Below are 17,655 nucleotides of genomic sequence, written 5' to 3'. Positions count from 1 at the left end.
GGCTGCCAGGGACAGAACGGAATGAACCTGTACGGAAGGCTTGCGCGGTTTGCGCAGGTTTATCTTGTTATGGATGCTCCAGCTTCTGTCGCCAATGAGTTAAGAACATGACAATTTCCTCCTGCTGGACGGTAAATTAGCGTGCTCTTCGAGCACGCTTTTTGTTTGTTCGGGATCCTTTCGCTCTTATGGGAGAGGTCTCGGCCGAATGCCGTTGTCCCAGAACAGGAATGGAATGCGTATGCGTTCTGTTCCTGTTTTTTTTATTTATCGATAAGAATAGAAAAGGACGGGATCCGCGAAATGAATCCATCGACCCTGATAAAATTAGAGTTTCATAAAATGAAAGACATGCTGGCGGGGTACACGGTATCGGGTGCAGGCAGAGCGTTAGTCGAACGCCATGTGCCGAGCACGCATGCGGCGCAGGTGACAGCCTGGCTGCAGGAAACGGAGGAGGCTGCCCGCCTGCTGAGTACAGGCGCGAGCGTGCCGCTGTCGGCAATGGATGGCATTGAGCCGTTCATGGCGCTGCTGGGTAAAGGCAAGATCTATTCGGAGCAGGAGCTTGGCCAATTGGCTGCCTGGCTCGCGGCGGTTGCGCAGATGAAGCGCTACATGGACAGCAAGCGCGTGAGCGCACCTACGATAAGCAGCTATGCGGATTCCATGCATGACTGCCCGGAGCTGGTGAAGGAGCTGGTCCGCTGCATTCGTCACGGCGTGCTCACAGACCAAGCAAGCCCGGCGCTTGCCGATATTAGAAGGCATCTCGCCGCTGCGGAAGATCGAATCGAGCGCAAGCTTGGCCAGCTGCTTGGGAAATACAAGAGCGCGCTGCAGGAGCAGCTCGTCAGCAAGCGGAATGGGCACTTCGTCATTCCGGTCCGGCGCGATCTTCGGAAGCAGGTGCCGGGTACGGTCTGGGATGAATCCGCAAGCGGCCAAACCTTGTTCGTCGAGCCCGTGGACGTAGCCGAACTGCAGGCAGAATGGCAGATGTGGAAGAGTGAGGAGGAGCGCGAGCGGACGCAGATTCTGTCGCAGCTCTCGGATCTGGCGGAAGCGCATGGCAGCCAGTTCAGCTGGAATGTTGAAGCGATGGCGGCGTTTGATTTTATTTTCGCGAGAGGTAAATTGTCCAGAAGCTACGGAGGCATCCATCCGGTTATCGCGGATAAGCCGTATATCCGGCTCGTTGGGGCAAGACATCCGCTGCTGGGCGAGAAGGCGGTGCCCCTGACGGTCGAGATTGGCCGCGATTGGCGGCAGCTGATCATTACGGGACCGAATACGGGCGGCAAAACAGTTGCGCTGAAGACGATCGGACTCTTTGCTTTGATGAGTCAAGCGGGTCTGCTCATTCCGGCTGAAGCCGGATCGGAACTCGGCGTGTTTCAAACGATCTTTGCTGATGTCGGAGACGGGCAGAGCATCGAGCAATCGCTCAGCACCTTCTCGGCGCATATGGTTGCGCTTGGCGAGATGCTGCGGGCGGCCAACAGCCGTTCCTTAATTCTGCTCGATGAATTGGCAGCCGGTACGGACCCAGGGGAAGGAATCGCACTCTCTATCGCGGTGCTGGAGGAATTACTGCAGCGGCGCTCGCTTGCGGCGGCGACGACGCATTTTAATGAAATCAAGCGATTCGCGGCTGTCGTCGACGGCTGCACGAATGCGCGCATGACCTTCGATACAGCAACACTTAAGCCGCAATATAAGCTCGAAGTCGGCGAGGCAGGGGATAGCTATGCGTTTGCGATCGCCAGACGGTTCGGGCTTCCGGAATGCGTCGTGCAGCGTGCGGAGGAGCGGGTCCGCAGGACGCTGCAGCCTCCTGAACAAAGCGACTTGCCCCACCCTACCGAAGCAAGCTTCGTGAAAGCGCCGCTGGAAGCAGCAACGAGTTCACCGGCTCGCACCCAGGGGAAGACGGCAGTAGAGTCCATTCCGACTCAATCCGAAGGGGATGAACGGAAGAAGCGGCCATTCGAAGTCGGGGACTGCGTCTGGATCTACCCGTTGAAACGAACGGGAATCGTCTTCCAAACGGCGAACGAGCGGGGAGAAGTCATCGTGCAAGTACAGAAGAACAAAATGGCCTTCAACCGGAAACGGCTCTCGCTCTACATTCCGAACACGGAGCTTTATCCGGAAGGCGGGTATGATATGGATATCGTATTTGACACCAAGGCGAATCGGAAGACGCGCAAGCTGATGGGGCGCAAATACGTGCCGGGACTGACCATTGTTACGCCTACCGACGAAGATTCCGTTAAATGACGATGGACCGAAATCGCAATCTATATCGGAATCCGAACAAACTAACGCTTGAAGATTGCGGCGGCCGCGGCTAAAATGAGTAAGGACTTAAGAAACGTACACCGCTGGCGGAGGCAACATGAGATGAATCTTGGCGTTAACATGGACATTTTTACAGTGTTCAGCATTATCGGTACGATCGCATTTGCGATGAGCGGCGCGATTGTGGCAATGGAGGAAGAGTATGATATTTTGGGCGTTTACGTGCTGGGGCTAGTAACGGCCTTCGGCGGCGGGATCGTCCGGAATCTCTTGATCGGCATTCCAATCACGACGATTTGGACTCAGGGCATGCTGCTGAAGACGGCTGTCATCGCCATGACCATCGCATTCGTGCTTCCTGTGAAATGGCTTCAAACCTGGAAGAAGAGCGAAGCCTTCTTCGATGCGATCGGGCTGTCGGCGTTTGCCATTCAAGGCGCGCTTTATGCAGCCGGCAAATATCCAATCAGCGCATGCATCGTGGCAGCCATGCTGACAGGGATCGGCGGCGGAATAATCCGCGATGTGCTGGCGGGACGAAAGCCGCTTGTGCTGCGTGATGAAATCTATGCCGTATGGGCAATGGCCGCAGGGGCGGTTATCGGCTTAGGCTGGCTGAAGACCCCGCTGGAGCTGCTCATTCTGTTTGGCGTCGTTATCGTGTTCCGTATGCTATCGGTTCATTATGACTGGCGATTGCCAAGGAGATCGCTCAAATTCGCGCTTGCGCAATCGGTGCATACCGATGAGAAACGAGCGGCTGCAGCAAAAAACGAGCAAGTGGAAGGGGAACATCAATGATACGCGTTTTGTTTGTTTGTCTCGGCAATATTTGCCGTTCGCCGATGGCGGAAGCGGTTTTCCGCCATCAAGTAAAGGAACTGCACGTAGAAGACCGCATTGAGGCAGACTCGGCAGGAACGGGCGACTGGCATCTGTGCAAGCCGCCGCATGAAGGAACCCGTAAGCTGCTCGACGAGTACGGCATTTCTTACGAAGGCATCCGAGCTCGACAAGTGTTGCTTGACGACTACTCTAACTTCGATTACATCGTTTGCATGGATTCCAGCAACGAACGGGATGTGAGAGCCGTATTCGGAAGCAAATCGGACGGCAACGCCAAAGTGTTCAAATTCATGGATTTACTGCCGGATCATGAAAGCGATGACGTTCCTGACCCTTACTATACCGGCAATTTCGAGCAGGTATATGAACTGATCGATCAAGGCTGCAGAAACCTGCTGGCCCGAATTATGGAAGCACATCATGCCTAACAGCTCGATTTGTTGACAAAAGGAGCAGTCCCTTCGGTCATGTAATATGACGAAGGTTACTGCTCCTTTCTTAATTATAGCTAGGTGACTCAACCCACGGAACTGACGAATGTTTCTCCAACCGTTGTTGTTCAGCTCTCGGTTAACAGGAAGGTTCGAAGCGCCTCAGGAATAAACTTCTGCCAGAAGCCCCAAATATGGTCGCCGTCATGCTCGCCATAGATGGTTTGAGCGCCGCGGTCCTCCAATATCTTGCGCATATCGCGGTTCATCTCCACGAAATTAAAGATGCCCCGGTCAGCTTTGAAAGCCGTTTCCTGCAAGCCGACAATCATATACAATACGAGCTTGCTGAGATCGCTCTCCCGTTCGGCGATTCGCTGCGATACCGGATAAAAAGCACCGGAGAAGGAAATAATTTGATGGAACATATTGGGATACGCCAGCGCGATATGGAAGCTGACGGATCCGCCCAGCGAATCGCCGGCAAGGATGCGAGATTCAGATTCGCGACGAACGGGGTAATGCCCTTCAATATAAGGGACAAGCTCTTCCCCGAAGAAAGATACATAGGTGCCGTGGCGTTCGCCGTCCGGCGCATATTCGGCTGTGCGATGCTTCAGATCTACCTCAACGCCGACGATAATGAAAGGTTCGATGCCTTCGTCGAGAATCAATTGATTGGCAATTGTCGCGATACGGCCGAAATTGAAAAATTGCTCGCCGTCCTGGCAATAGACGACCGGATAGCTGAGTACTTCATTGTAACCGGGAGGCAGATAAATGCGAAGACTGCGGGAGCCCTCAGGCAAATAACGACTGCTTACGACTTCCTTCACGATGGTTCTCTTCAAATAACGATCGTCTGTCATCTGGCAAAACTCCTTTTTTCCTGCATGGTTTCGTGCTGCATTGGGCAAACAAAAGGGAGATATTCAGTGGTTAACTGGTGGGAAGCGGACTCTGTTGTATTATGCTGTACTATCAATAATATAGTACTGTTACATATACAATTTAGCAGAAATATTAAGAAAATATGACGAAGTACTAGGGTTTTTAGTGCTTTATGCTTTGACCGTACTGCTTAAACAGGTTTATAATCATTCTATAACAGAGCTACTCGTTTTTTCAAATATTCAACTGAGGTGAACAATATGAGCAAGCTGCCTTATGAAGTACAGTCGGAGCCAGTAACGCCTTTATCCGTCTTGTCTCCTGAAGGAGAAGTAGTCAACGAAGCTTATTTGCCGAATTTGACAGATGATCAATTGAAAGAAATTATGTATCGCATGGTTTTCACCCGTACATGGGATGAGCGTGCGGTTAACTTGGGCCGTCAAGGCCGTCTTGGTTTCTATGCGCCGGTATCCGGTCAAGAAGCGTCGATGGTCGGTAGTGAGTATGCCCTGAATAAGGATGATTTTGTTTGCCCGGGCTATCGTGACATGCCGCAAATCGTATGGCACGGACTTCCGCTTTATCAGGCTTTCCTCTACTCCCGCGGTCATCAGCACGGCGGTCAAATTCCTGAGGGCGTTCACGTGCTCATGCCTCAAATCATTATCGGCGCACAAATTTTGCACGCGACCGGCGTAGCGATGGCGTTCAAGAAAAAAGGCGAGAAGCGCGTAGCGATCACTTATACAGGTGACGGCGGTTCCTCGGAAGGCGACTTCTACGAGGGTATGAACTTTGCCGGCGCATTCAAGCTTCCGGTTATCTATGTCGTTCAAAACAACGGCTATGCGATTACGACGCCTTACGAGAAGCAAACGGCAGCACAGTCCATTGCTCATAAAGCGCTTGCTGCCGGTATCCGCGGCGTACAAGTCGACGGCATGGATGTTCTGGCTGTTATCAAAGCCGTATCCGAAGCAGCAGAACGCGGCCGCAACGGCGAAGGTGCGACACTGATTGAAATGATTACGTACCGCTACCGCCCTCACTCCATGGCGGATGATACGACGAAATACCGTACGAAGGACGAAGAAGGCGAATGGAGCCTGAAGGATCCGCTTGTTCGCTTCGGGAAATACCTCGAGAAGAAGGGCCTGTGGTCTGACGAAGAAACGGCCCGCGTGAAAGAGGAAGCGAAAGCGACCGTTAACGAGCATATCAAGAAAGCCGAAGCGACGGAGAAAATGACTGTAAGCGGTCTGATCGACTCCATGTTCGAACATACGCCGGCACACTTGGAAGCGCAAAAAGCCGATTTTCAATAATGGGATGACTATAGAAGCAAGCTAAGGAGGAACTCGCGACAATGGCTCAAATGAATATGAAAGAAGCGATCCGCGATGCAATGCGCGTGGAGCTGAAAAACGACCCGAACGTATACATTTTCGGTGAAGACGTCGGTAAAGTCGGCGGTGTATTCCGTGCGACGGAAGGCTTGCAAGGCGAATTTGGCGAAGACCGCGTATTCGATACGCCGCTGGCCGAATCCGCGATTGCAGGGATGGCTGTAGGTATGGGGATTCAAGGCTTCCGACCGGTTGCCGAGATTCAGTTTGTTGGTTTTATCTACGAAGCGCTTGACCAAATGTTCGTTCAAGCAGCCCGGATGCGTTACCGTTCCGGCGGCCGTTACAACTCGCCGATCGTTTTCCGCACGCCTTTCGGCGGCGGCGTTAAAGCGGCTGAGCTGCACACGGATTCGCTTGAAGGCTTGGCGATCCAAACGCCAGGTATTAAAGTTATTGTTCCTTCCAATCCTTATGATGCTAAGGGCCTTCTTGTTGCGGCGATCCGCGATAACGATCCGGTATTCTTCATGGAACACTTGAACCTGTATCATGCTTTCCGCGCTGAAGTACCTGAGGAAGCTTACACGGTTGAGATCGGTAAAGCGAATGTTGTACGCGAAGGATCGGATGTAACGATCATCGCTTACGGACTTATGGTTCATACAGCGGTGAAAGCTGCAGACGAGCTGGAGAAGAGCGGCATTAAAGCAGAGGTTATCGATCTGCGTACATTGGTTCCGCTTGATATCGAAACGATCGTAGCATCGATTAAGAAAACAAACCGCGCGATCGTGGTGCAGGAAGCCCAAAAAACTTCTGGCGCTGCTGCCGAAATCATCGCTCAAATTAACGAGAATGCTATTCTTCATCTGGAAGCTCCAGTGCTTCGCGTTGCAGGTCCGGATACGGTTTATCCATTTGCACAGGTGGAGGATGCTTGGCTGCCAAGCACGGCGCGCATCGTTAAAGCCGTTAACCAAGTGATCAACTTTTAAGGAACACACGACATGGGCAGATTTATGAAAAGCTAGAAGGAGGTCACGGGACGTGGCAAAGTTCGAGTATCGTTTCCCGGAGCTGGGCGAAGGGTTGCATGAAGGCGAAATCGTCAAAATGCATATCAAGCCCGGCGATACGGTTACGGATGAAGATATCATCATGGAAGTACAGAATGACAAGGCAATCGTTGAAGTGCCTTGTCCTGTGAATGGCAAAGTGCTTGAAGTGCTTGTAAAGGACGGCCAGGTTTGCCACGTTGGCGAAATCGTTGCTGTCATTGACGCCGAAGGCGAACTTCCTGAGCAAGCGGCTCCGGCAGACGACAGTCATAGCTCGCAAGCTCCTGCACAGGCGCCAGCCGCTCCGGCAGCTGAAGCACCAAAGGCGGAAGCGCCTAAAGCCGAAGCACCGGCGCCTCAAGCTGCACCGGCTCCTGTTAACGCAGCCGGCGGCCTAGTACTGGCGACCCCAAGCGTGCGTAAATTCGCTCGTGAGCAAGGCGTAACAATCGCTACGGTTGCAGGTTCCGGCAAGAACGGACGCATCACGCGAGAAGATATTACGGCATTTGCAAGCGGTGGTGCGGCTGCACCTTCTGGACAAGAGACAGCGGCTGCTCCTGTTACCGGCGAAGCGAAAGCGGCTCCTGCTGCAGCTCCTGCGGGCGACCGTACGGAAGAACGCGTACCGTTCAAGGGCATTCGTAAAGTAATTGCTAACGCGATGGTGAAATCCGTCTACACTGCGCCGCATGTTACGATCATGGACGAAGTGGACGTAACGGCGCTTGTTGAGCTCCGCACGAAAGCGAAGCCGCTCGCCGAGAAGAAAGGCGTTAAGCTGACGTACCTGCCGTTCATCGTTAAAGCGCTTGTCGCTGCTTGCCGTCAATTCCCGATCTTGAATTCGACGCTTGACGAAGAGAAGCAAGAGATCGTGTACAAGAAATACTACAACATCGGCATTGCTACAGATACGGAGAATGGCCTGGTCGTTCCTGTTATCGCGGATGCCGATCGCAAGAACGTATGGATGGTAGCCGACGCTATTCGCGACCTCGCTGTGAAAGCACGCGACGGCAAGCTTGCGGCTTCCGAAATGAGAGGCAGCACAATCAGCATCACGAACATCGGTTCCGCAGGCGGCATGTTCTTTACGCCGGTCATCAACTTCCCAGAAGTTGCGATTCTCGGCACGGGCCGCATTTCGGAGAAGCCGGTCGTGAAGAACGGGGAAATCGTTGCTGCTTCCGTTATGGCATTGTCCCTAAGTTTTGACCACCGTCTAATTGACGGCGCGACAGCTCAAAACTTCATGAACTACATTAAACAGCTGCTTGCTGATCCGCAATTACTTGTAATGGAGGTTTAAAACCATGGTAGTAGGAGATGCTTCACTCGATATTGATTTGCTGGTTGTCGGCGCAGGCCCAGGCGGTTATGTAGCGGCGATTCGCGCTGCACAGCTTGGCCAAAACGTACTTGTCGTGGACAAACAATATGTCGGCGGCGTATGTCTAAACGTAGGCTGTATCCCATCCAAGGCGCTCATTTCCGCGTCTCACCAATATGAATCCATCAGCCATGCTTCATCCTTCGGTATCACGGCTTCTGACGTGAAAGTGGAATGGAGCAAGGTGCAGGAGTTCAAGAACGGCGTCGTCAAGAAATTGACAGGCGGCGTAGCAACACTTCTTAAAGCGAATAAAATCCAATATTTCGCAGGCGAAGTGATGTTCATCAACGAGAACGAAGCACGCGTATTCAATGAACAGGAAGCGCCGCGTTACCGTTTCAAGAACTGCATCATTGCGACTGGTTCCCGTCCGATCGAGCTGAAGGCATTCCCTTACGGCGGTCGTATCGTGTCTTCGACAGAAGCACTGTCGCTGCCTGAAATTCCGAAGAGCCTTGTCGTTATCGGCGGCGGCTACATCGGCGTCGAGCTTGGCCAAATGTACTCGAAATTCGGTACGAAAGTAACCATTATCGAAGGCTCCGACACGATTCTACCGGGCTTCGATTCCGATATGTCCTCGCTCGTTGCGAAGAAACTCAAAGGCGCAAAAGCCGAAATCGTTACTGGCGCGCAAGCGAAGAGCGCGAAGCAAACGGACAACGACGTAACGGTTACGTACTCCGTTGGCGGCGAAGACAAAGAAGTAACGGCAGATTACCTGCTCGTTACGGTTGGCCGACGTCCGAACACGGACGGTGAGCTTGGTCTTGACATGATCGGCATGAAAATGACCGATCGCGGCTTGATCGAAGTGGATGCGCAGTGCCGCACAAGCATTCCGCACATCTACGCCATCGGCGACATTATCCCAGGTCCTGCCCTTGCGCATAAAGCCATGTACGAAGGCCGTGTTGCAGCGGAAGCGATTGCCGGACAGCCTAGCACGATCGACTACAAATGCATCCCGCTCGTTGTTTTCTCCGATCCGGAATGCTCCAGCGTCGGTTACAGCGAGAAGGAAGCGAAAGAGAAAGGCCACAACGTCAAAGTGGGCAAATTCCCTTTCAATATCAATGGGCGCGCATTGTCGCTCGGCGTAAACGAAGGCTTCGTGAAAATCATCGCGGATGCGGATAACGGCCTTGTGCTCGGCACGCAAATCGCCGGTATCGAAGCTTCCAATATGATTGCTGAGCTTGGCCTTGCGATCGAAATGGGCGCAACGCTTGAAGACATCGCGCTTACGATTCACGCACATCCAACACTCGGCGAAATCGTACTGGATGCCGTTGAAGTGGCACTTGGTCACCCGATTCACGCGATTGCCAAATAAGAAGCTGACAAGCTTCCACACGACAGCTTTTGAAGCGAAGAGGTCAGGCTGCAGTTATTCTGCAGCAAGGCCTCTTTCTTCATAAATCCCTATTAACATCTACATAACTGAAGGAGGGTGGTGACATTATGACGCCAGACAGCAAACCGGCAAGCGAATCCCGTTCCACGATGATGCAGCTTATATTTCCGTCCGACACGAACTACCACGGCACGATGTTCGGAGGCAAACTGATGGAGCACATGGATAAAATTGCAGCGATTACCGGCATGCGGCATTCGAGAGGTCCCTGCGTGACGGCCTCGACGGACAGTTTGGATTTTGTGGCGCCCATCCAGGTCGGCGACGTGATCGACGTGGAAGCGTTCGTAACGTGGACGCACAAGAGCTCAATGGAAATATATGTGAAAGTAGAGAAGGAGCATGTGTACACGGGTGAACGGAAAACGGCCGTGACCGCTTTTTTCTCCATGGTTGCGCTGGACGAGAACGGCAAGTCGCGTCCCGTTCCGGCCGTCATTCCAGAAACAGAGGAGCAGCGCGAGTTTCATCGCACGGCACCTGCCCGATTCGAGCTGCGAATGAATAGAAAACGGGACAGATCCGCCATAAAATGATACTATATTCTAATAGATCAATTTGCCCCCAGGCGCCGATGAGCGGGAGTTGAATGATAGTGAGCAATAGTGAACAGCAATATTTGGATTTGCTTCAGCATGTGTTGAAGCAAGGAACGAAGAAAGAAGATCGAACCGGGACGGGAACCTTGTCTGTTTTCGGTTATCAGATGCGGTTTGATTTAAGCGAGGGGTTTCCGCTCTTAACGACCAAGCGCGTGCCGCTGCGATTAATCGCAAGCGAGCTGCTTTGGTTCATGAAGGGCGATACCAATATTCGTTATTTGCTTCAACATAAGAACCATATTTGGAACGAGTGGGCATTCAAGAAATGGATTGAAAGCGATGAATACACCGGTCCGGATATGACGAACTTCGGACTTCGCTCACAGCAGGACGAAGCATTCAATCTGCTCTATCAAGAGCAGGAACAGCTGTTCATCAAGCGGATTTTGGAAAATGAAGCATTCGCGCTGAAATACGGCGATCTTGGTAACGTTTATGGCAAGCAGTGGCGCAACTGGCAGACCTCAGAGGGAGGCGCCATCGACCAGCTGAAGAACGTCATTGCTGAAATCAAGAAGAATCCTGATTCCAGACGGTTGATCGTGACGGCATGGTCGCCGGAAGATGCGACGCCGCAGCGTTCCGCGCTTCCTCCATGCCATACGCTGTTTCAGTTCTATGTGGCGGATGGGAAGCTGTCCTGCCAGCTGTACCAGCGCAGCGGCGATATTTTTCTCGGGATTCCGTTCAATATCGCGAGCTATGCCCTGTTGACGCATATGATTGCCCAGGAATGCGGCCTGCAGGCAGGGGACTTCGTGCATACCATCGGGGATGCGCATATTTACAATAATCATTTGGAACAAATCGCGCTGCAGCTTGGACGCGAATCCAGAGCACTCCCCGTATTGAAGCTGAATCCGGACGTCGCATCTGTATTCGATTTCGAGGTTGACGATATCAAAGTGGAAGGCTACGATCCGCATCCTTCGATCAAGGCGCCTGTAGCCGTATAGATGTAGATGACGAAGGGAGCGGGAGTAAGTTGACGCTAACACTGATTGCGGCAATGGCCAGGAACAGAGTTATCGGGGCAGACAATTCGATGCCATGGCATCTGCCTGCCGAAATGGCGCATTTTCGCCGTACAACATCCGGCAAAACGGTTGTTATGGGCCGTAAGACGTTTCAATCGCTTGGCGGTCCTCTGCCCAAACGGCGCAATGTCATTCTAACGCGGGACCGCGGGTTCGCTGCGGAAGGCTGCGAAGTGGTGCATGACGTCGAAGAAGCGATCGCGAAGTTCGGCGATGGAGAAGAGCTTATGATTATTGGCGGTGCGGAGATTTATGCACAATTTTTACCTCGCGCAGACAAGCTCCTGCTGACCGAGGTCGAGGCCGATGTAGAAGGCGACGCCTATTTTCCTTCTTTTGATCCTGCCGAATGGCGTGTCGATAGCACCGAGAAGCACGAGATCGACGACAAAAACGCGTTCGCGTTTAGGATTATGACCTACATGAGAAATTAGCCGGGGGGCTAACTTGCCAGAAGAGCTATCGTCGAACATTATGTCATAAAGTGCAAATGATTGTACGGAAAATCCATTTAATGAGATGGGCCTTATTGCTACGATATTGTAAATACTTTCTGGGAAAGTTTGATATTGAATAATAGCAGTTTTCTCGATATAGTTGAGAGAACACGAACATTCGGTTATGGGAAAATGGATGGAGGAAAGCGACCATGTCTACACCTACAGGATTTATGGACTACAAACGCGAATTGCCGGCCGACCGTGATCCGCTTGAGCGGATTAACGATTGGAATGAATTTCATAAGCATTTCAGCGAAGACCAACTGAAAACGCAAGGCGCACGCTGCATGGATTGCGGAACGCCTTATTGCCACACCGGCATTGAAATGTCGGGCGGCACTTCGGGCTGTCCTGTCAACAACCTCATTCCGGAATGGAATAATCTCATTTACCGCGGGTTGTGGCGCGAGGCACTTGACCGCTTGCACAAAACGAACAATTTTCCCGAGTTTACAGGACGCGTATGTCCTGCGCCGTGCGAAGGTTCGTGTACCGTCGGCTTGATTGGCGATGCGGTTACGATCAAAACCATCGAACAAGCTATTATCGATAAAGGATTCGAAGAGGGTTGGGTTGTTCCGCAGCCTCCGCTTATGCGTACAGGCAAGAAAGTTGCCGTCGTAGGATCCGGACCTGCAGGCATGGCTGCTGCAGCACAGCTGAACAAAGCCGGCCACACGGTGACCGTGTACGAGCGCGCAGACCGCATCGGCGGCTTGCTGACGTACGGGATCCCAACCATGAAGCTCGAAAAACATATTGTTCAACGCCGTGTGGACTTGTTGGAAGCAGAAGGCGTAAACTTCGTTACCAATGCTGAAGTGGGCACGAATGTACCAGCTGAACAGCTGATGAGTGATTTCGATGCTGTCGTGCTTTGCGGCGGCGCTACGAAAGCCCGTGAAGTGGACATTGAAGGCCGTGATTTGAAAGGCGTTCATATGGCAATGGATTACCTGAACGGCACGATCAAGAGCTACCTGGATTCCAATCTGGAAGACGGCAATTATATCAATGCAGAAGGCAAAGACGTTATTGTCATCGGCGGCGGTGATACAGGTACGGACTGCGTAGCAACCGCGCTCCGTCATGGCTGTAAATCTGTTACGCAATTCGGTACGCACAGCAAAGCGCCGCTGCAGCGCGACCAAGAGAACAATCCTTGGCCGCAATTCCCGAACGTGTATACGCTGGATTACGCGCATGAGGAAGCACGCGCCCTATACGGCTCCGATCCGCGTGCATTCTCCGTATTGACGAAGAAATTCGTCGGCGACGAGAACGGCAATTTGAAAGAGCTGCACACGGTGCAAATCGAACGTACCGTTGATGATACCGGTCGTAAAATCTATAAAGAGATTCCAGGTACGGAGAAAGTATGGCCAGCTGATCTCGTCATGATCGCCGTCGGCTTCGAAGGTCCTGAGAACACACTGATTCAGAAGCTGGGTCTGGAACAAGACCGCCGTTCCAACGTGAAAGCCGCTTACGGCAAATACACGACAAACGTCGATAAAGTATTCGCAGCAGGCGACATGCGCCGCGGACAAAGCCTGGTCGTTTGGGCGATTAACGAAGGCCGCGAGGCTGCGCGCGAAGTTGACCGTTATCTAATGGGTTCCTCGCAGCTTCCATAATGAAAGCTTGAAACAATCGTTAGCACAAAGCGCCTTCGGGCGCTTTTTATTTCGTTATCCATAGACAGGAAATAAACAGGAAAGAAGGTTCGGTTATGATACAATACGGTTCCGACACCATTACAGCGCTCCGTTTCCTTTCGTTCAAGCCGCAGATGGAACGCCGAGACACACAGTGGATCGATATCGAGCTTCGCCCTGAGATCGCGGCGGAAACGCCGGTACCGGCAGAAATCACCGACCTGACGGTGCTCGTTATCTGTACGCATGGCGGAGTGATCGCCCAGATCGTGCCGCACGACGAAGGGACCGATTGCGAGTTTCAGTTTACATTCGAGGAGAAGGAACAGATCCGCTCCTACATCGAACAGGCCGATATGCAGGCAGCCATCGCAAATCTAGCACGCAACTAGGACGAGTTGTGGTAAAATTACCCTTAGTATTGCTTATCATAAACGAAGCGAGACTCGGGAGGCGATGGAATGCACGGCAGTGCTGCGGGCGTGCTTACTCAGACGGACATTCGAAATATTCGTCATTATGTTCAGCATAAGTACGGTGATTTGCCGACCGAACGGCGGGCTGAGATTGTAGCAGACGCCATGCAGCGTATCGTCATTCGCCAGCTGCCTGAATTCCCGATGGAACAGAAGCAGCAGATCACTTCCGCATTGCTTCGCAAAATCGCAGCAAGCCAAGGCGTACCCGTAAGCGATCGGCATATCTTCGAGGCATGCATGCAGCTGGATGTTGAGAATCCAGCCTTATTCGGCGCACTTCATCGATGGACGGAGCAGCGTCTAGGCGTATCTATACCGATAGAGGCATTCCGTGAGGTTGTTCGTGAAGGTGTACATATTGCGATGCATCCAAGAATCGGCGTCGAGGCGTGGGACGCAGCAGTCGGTGCCGCGGGTTTCGTCACTCGTGAATCGACTTCAAGCGATAGCACCACCTTCAGGCAAGCAGAAGCTGCAGCGCTTCCCACACACAAGCCGATACAACGAAACGGCTTGTTTTTCGCGTTGTCGCTGCTTCTCATCAGTACAATCGTCGGTTACGCCTGGTGGGTGCTTCGTCCCGTTGCGGGGCAGGGAGCCGTGAAATCGGCTGCCGTGCGGCCCTTCCATCCGGAGATGATCAAGCCTGCCGTTCTGAACGAGCTGCCGGACGAGCTGCGCTACATCGAGGTAGATCGGAGCAAGCTGGTACGCTATCTAACAGCCAAATCCTCGCTGCTTGCTGAGGAGCCCTATTTAAGCGCGATCATCGGCGCTGCGAAGAAACATAATATTCATCCGCTGTTGTTATTCGCGATTACAGGGCAGGAGCAGGCGTTCGTGCCGAAGACGGCAAAGAATGCACGTAAGATTGCCAACAACCCGTTCAACGTCTATTACAGCTGGCAAGATTACAATACAACGATCGAAGAGTCCGCGAACATTGCCGGCAAAACGATCAATCATTTAAGCTTCGAGCGTCCAAACGATGTCGATGCGCTGGAATGGATCAACCGCAAGTATGCCGAGGATGACAATTGGTCGAACGGCGTAAGCCGTATTCTGAAAGCAATGATCGCGCAAATTATGACGGACAAGTAACGGTAAAAAGAGGGATGATCCTGAAAACGTTAATTATTGCGGAGAAACCCGACATGGGCCGTACGATTGCCGCCGTCGTAGAGCCGAAGGCGCAAAATAAACGCGCATATCTGGAAGGCGAGAATTACATCATTACCTGGGCGATCGGCCATCTAGTCAGCTTGGCAGAACCGGATCAATACGATCCCAAATATAAGCGCTGGAATGAAGCTGACCTGCCGATCATCCCGGATCGGTTCAAGCTGTGGCCGAATGCGCGCACCAAGGACCAGCTTACGATTATCGGCGAGCTTTCGAAGCGGTGCGGCAGACTGGTCAATGCTTGCGATGCCGGACGCGAAGGTCAGCTTATTTTTCATCTCATCCGCCAATATTTGAAGCTTCCGCAGCCGACAGACCGGCTGTGGATTTCGGATTTGACGCCGGAGACGATCCGCCGCGGCTTCGACGGTCTGCGCAGCGACGGCGATTATGACGATTTAACGCGCGCAGCGCGTGCGAGAAGCGAGGCTGACTGGCTGGTCGGTATGAATGCCTCCCGCGCATTTACGATCCGTCACAAGACGCTTCTGTCGGTCGGCCGCGTTCAAACGCCGGTGCTTGCGCTTCTCTATGACCGGCACAAAGAAATCACGGCATTCGACAGCGAGACGTATTTCATCGTGCAGGCGGCTTTCAGTCAGCAGGATTTCACGTACAAAGGTGTATGGCAGGGTGATCGGATTACGAAGCGCGAGCAGGCTGAAGCGTTGGCTGCGAAGGTAACCGGCAAATCGGGGAAGATCCTTAGCTATACAGTGAACGAGTCCAAGGAATATCCTTACCGTCTGTACGATTTGACGCTGCTGCAGCGGGAGGCTAACGGCAGGTACGGCTATCCGGCGAAGAAAACGTTGGATATCGCCCAGGCACTCTATGAGAAGCATAAGGTCATTACTTACCCGCGGACGAGCTCCAACTATGTAACGGAAGAGAACATCCCCGTTATGGGCAATGTGCTTCAAATGCTGAAAGGGACGTCTTATGGCGATCTAGCCAACGGTGCAGATCGAAGCCGGGTACACAAGGGAAATCGAGCGGTATGCAATCCCGCTAAGGTAGAGGATCACCATGCCATCCTTCCGACGCCGAAGCGTCCTGGAACGCTGAGTTCCGAGGAGCAGAACATCTATGATCTGATCGTTCGCCGATTTCTATCGCATTACTACCCGCCGGCGGTATACAAGAATCACGATGTTGTAACCGAGGTAGAGGAGGAACGCTTCCGTACTCGGGCCAAGGAACAGCTTGAAATCGGCTGGCGTATCGTGCTTGGTACTAACGAAGGCAATGCTGTTAAAGAGAAGGGCAAATCGAGGAAGAAATCGGAGGATGGACCTGTATCGGATGAAGCCGACGACGATTTGGTCGAGACGGATCAACCCTTCTCCGTACAGGCGGACCAGCCCGTCCACTGCGACGCAGCGGCTGCGCTGGAGAAGGAGACCAAGCCTCCTAAACCGTACACCGAAGGCACACTGCTGAAAGCGATGGAGAGTGCGGGTAAATCCATTGAAGACGAAGAGCTGCGCGATGCGATGAAACAGACGGGTCTTGGCACGCCGGCGACTCGGGCGGCGACAATCGAGAGGCTCAAGCAGGTCGGCTATATCAAGCTGACGGGCAAGCGGCTCGATGTTACGACCAAAGGCTGCGCGGCAATCGAGCTGATCCGCGGTGCCGGTGTCGAGTTGCTGGCTTCGCCCGAGATGACGGGCCGCTGGGAGCAGCGTCTGCACCAAATCTCCAAAGGCGAAGCCTCTGATGCGCAATTCATCGCCAAAGTAAAGCAGTTTGCGGAGATGATTGTCGAAAAAGTGAAGCATCAGCGGCCAGCGGCCGCAAGCTTATTTGAGGAAGCAGACGACGGCACGCCTGCAACGAAGGGACGTTCCGCGCGCAGCGCTGCCGGGAAAGGCAGCTCGACCACGGGGAAAGAACGATCGAGCAGTCGATCATCTGGCAGCCGTTCGGTGAAGACTGCTGCGCCGGACGCTTCGAAGACACAGAGAGTGTCGAGCAATCGCAGATCCGCACCTGCTTCCGGAGCACCCGGCGATGCGAGTTCGGGCGGTACAACGACCGTAGCCTCGCGAGCTGCGACCACACGGCGAAGCTTGGCGGCATCACAAGCTACGGCGACACCGCAAGCTTCGGCAACATCGCGTACCTCTGTAGCTTCTTCCACACCGGGTGCAGCCACAATTGCTGTTGAATCGATTGCAAGCTGTCCAAGGCCGGGCTGCGGCGGTCAACTCGTCGAGGGCAAACGGGGCTATGGCTGCCTGCGCTTCAGAGAAGGCTGTTCGTTTGTCATTTGGAAAAACCAACAAGGGAAGACGGTTACGCCGGCTATGGCCAAATCGCTTGCAGTAAGCGGCGAGACGCGTAAATCCACATTTAAGCTTGAAGACGGCTCCACCGTGACGGGAAAGCTGAAATTAATCGACCCGGCGACCGGTGCCGTTCAATTTCAATCAGCAACTTAAAAAGGCTTGTCGAACACAGAGCGCGATGCTCTTGTGTTTGACAAGCCTTTTCCTA

15 protein-coding genes are annotated in these 17,655 nt (G+C 53.0%); 14 read left to right on the top strand and 1 reads right to left on the bottom strand.

The features are described 5' to 3' along the window. The first annotated feature begins 342 nt into the window (after positions 1-342). From KXU80_RS06940 to KXU80_RS06930, 3 genes are all read left to right on the top strand, one after another. Entirely contained in the window at positions 343-2,283 is a 1,941-nt protein-coding gene (locus tag KXU80_RS06940; RefSeq protein WP_258171304.1) for an endonuclease MutS2, read from the top strand. Positions 2,284-2,424: 141 nt separating this feature from the next. Then, positions 2,425-3,105 (top strand): trimeric intracellular cation channel family protein, encoded by a 681-nt coding sequence (locus KXU80_RS06935; protein ID WP_219838912.1) that lies wholly within the window; start codon positions 2,425-2,427, stop codon positions 3,103-3,105. Then, positions 3,102-3,578: a low molecular weight protein-tyrosine-phosphatase gene (locus tag KXU80_RS06930; protein WP_219837506.1), complete on the top strand. Its 477-nt coding sequence runs from the start codon at positions 3,102-3,104 to the stop codon at positions 3,576-3,578. The genes KXU80_RS06935 and KXU80_RS06930 overlap by 4 nt, the downstream gene beginning before the upstream one ends. Before the next feature lie 131 nt (positions 3,579-3,709). Here KXU80_RS06930 and KXU80_RS06925 read toward each other — a convergent pair whose 3' ends face one another. Continuing rightward, the gene (locus tag KXU80_RS06925) at positions 3,710-4,450 is read right to left on the bottom strand and encodes an alpha/beta hydrolase (protein WP_219837505.1); all 741 of its coding nucleotides are present in this window, start codon (positions 4,448-4,450) and stop codon (positions 3,710-3,712) included. 282 nt (positions 4,451-4,732) lie between these two features. On the opposite strand from KXU80_RS06925, the gene pdhA reads away from it, so the two are divergent. The 11 genes from pdhA (at position 4,733) to KXU80_RS06870 (ending at position 17,600) form a co-directional block, all read left to right on the top strand. Further along, positions 4,733-5,800, top strand: a complete 1,068-nt coding sequence (gene pdhA / locus KXU80_RS06920; protein ID WP_219837504.1) for a pyruvate dehydrogenase (acetyl-transferring) E1 component subunit alpha — start codon at positions 4,733-4,735, stop codon at positions 5,798-5,800. Between the two features lie 41 nt (positions 5,801-5,841). After that, positions 5,842-6,819 (top strand): alpha-ketoacid dehydrogenase subunit beta, encoded by a 978-nt coding sequence (locus KXU80_RS06915; protein WP_219837503.1) that lies wholly within the window; start codon positions 5,842-5,844, stop codon positions 6,817-6,819. A 52-nt stretch (positions 6,820-6,871) separates the two neighbouring features. Continuing rightward, complete coding sequence (locus tag KXU80_RS06910) at positions 6,872-8,194, top strand: dihydrolipoamide acetyltransferase family protein (RefSeq protein ID WP_219837502.1); 1,323 nt, start codon at positions 6,872-6,874, stop codon at positions 8,192-8,194. Positions 8,195-8,198: 4 nt separating this feature from the next. Continuing rightward, positions 8,199-9,614 (top strand): dihydrolipoyl dehydrogenase, encoded by a 1,416-nt coding sequence (gene lpdA, locus KXU80_RS06905; RefSeq protein ID WP_219837501.1) that lies wholly within the window; start codon positions 8,199-8,201, stop codon positions 9,612-9,614. A 128-nt stretch (positions 9,615-9,742) separates the two neighbouring features. Next, positions 9,743-10,231 (top strand): acyl-CoA thioesterase, encoded by a 489-nt coding sequence (locus KXU80_RS06900; RefSeq protein ID WP_219837500.1) that lies wholly within the window; start codon positions 9,743-9,745, stop codon positions 10,229-10,231. A 59-nt stretch (positions 10,232-10,290) separates the two neighbouring features. After that, entirely contained in the window at positions 10,291-11,253 is a 963-nt protein-coding gene (locus KXU80_RS06895) for a thymidylate synthase (RefSeq protein ID WP_219837499.1), read from the top strand. Between the two features lie 29 nt (positions 11,254-11,282). Then, on the top strand, positions 11,283-11,768 hold the full coding sequence (gene folA, locus KXU80_RS06890; protein WP_219837498.1) for a type 3 dihydrofolate reductase: 486 nt from the start codon (positions 11,283-11,285) through the stop codon (positions 11,766-11,768). A gap of 215 nt (positions 11,769-11,983) precedes the next feature. Next, positions 11,984-13,471 (top strand): glutamate synthase subunit beta, encoded by a 1,488-nt coding sequence (locus KXU80_RS06885; protein ID WP_219837497.1) that lies wholly within the window; start codon positions 11,984-11,986, stop codon positions 13,469-13,471. A 95-nt stretch (positions 13,472-13,566) separates the two neighbouring features. Then, positions 13,567-13,884, top strand: coding sequence for a hypothetical protein (locus KXU80_RS06880; protein ID WP_219837496.1), 318 nt, complete (start codon positions 13,567-13,569; stop codon positions 13,882-13,884). 69 nt (positions 13,885-13,953) lie between these two features. Then, the gene (locus tag KXU80_RS06875; protein ID WP_219837495.1) at positions 13,954-15,072 is read left to right on the top strand and encodes a hypothetical protein; all 1,119 of its coding nucleotides are present in this window, start codon (positions 13,954-13,956) and stop codon (positions 15,070-15,072) included. Between the two features lie 53 nt (positions 15,073-15,125). Further along, the gene (locus KXU80_RS06870) at positions 15,126-17,600 is read left to right on the top strand and encodes a DNA topoisomerase 3 (RefSeq protein ID WP_258171303.1); all 2,475 of its coding nucleotides are present in this window, start codon (positions 15,126-15,128) and stop codon (positions 17,598-17,600) included. Positions 17,601-17,655 lie beyond the last annotated feature (55 nt).

The sequence above is a fragment of the Paenibacillus sp. R14(2021) genome, assembly GCF_019431355.1.
Classification (GTDB): domain Bacteria; phylum Bacillota; class Bacilli; order Paenibacillales; family Paenibacillaceae; genus Paenibacillus_Z.
This window is presented reverse-complemented; position numbering and strand designations above follow the sequence as displayed.

Coding starts and splice junctions, on each gene's coding strand:
- pdhA (WP_219837504.1), top strand. CDS start 4,733: ATGAGCAAGCTGCCTTATGAAGTACAGTCGGAGCCAGTAACGCCTTTA.
- KXU80_RS06915 (WP_219837503.1), top strand. CDS start 5,842: ATGGCTCAAATGAATATGAAAGAAGCGATCCGCGATGCAATGCGCGTG.
- KXU80_RS06885 (WP_219837497.1), top strand. CDS start 11,984: ATGTCTACACCTACAGGATTTATGGACTACAAACGCGAATTGCCGGCC.
- KXU80_RS06875 (WP_219837495.1), top strand. CDS start 13,954: ATGCACGGCAGTGCTGCGGGCGTGCTTACTCAGACGGACATTCGAAAT.
- KXU80_RS06925 (WP_219837505.1), bottom strand. CDS start 4,450: ATGACAGACGATCGTTATTTGAAGAGAACCATCGTGAAGGAAGTCGTA.
- KXU80_RS06940 (WP_258171304.1), top strand. CDS start 343: ATGAAAGACATGCTGGCGGGGTACACGGTATCGGGTGCAGGCAGAGCG.
- KXU80_RS06900 (WP_219837500.1), top strand. CDS start 9,743: ATGACGCCAGACAGCAAACCGGCAAGCGAATCCCGTTCCACGATGATG.
- KXU80_RS06870 (WP_258171303.1), top strand. CDS start 15,126: ATGGGCCGTACGATTGCCGCCGTCGTAGAGCCGAAGGCGCAAAATAAA.
- KXU80_RS06880 (WP_219837496.1), top strand. CDS start 13,567: ATGATACAATACGGTTCCGACACCATTACAGCGCTCCGTTTCCTTTCG.
- KXU80_RS06935 (WP_219838912.1), top strand. CDS start 2,425: ATGGACATTTTTACAGTGTTCAGCATTATCGGTACGATCGCATTTGCG.
- lpdA (WP_219837501.1), top strand. CDS start 8,199: ATGGTAGTAGGAGATGCTTCACTCGATATTGATTTGCTGGTTGTCGGC.
- KXU80_RS06930 (WP_219837506.1), top strand. CDS start 3,102: ATGATACGCGTTTTGTTTGTTTGTCTCGGCAATATTTGCCGTTCGCCG.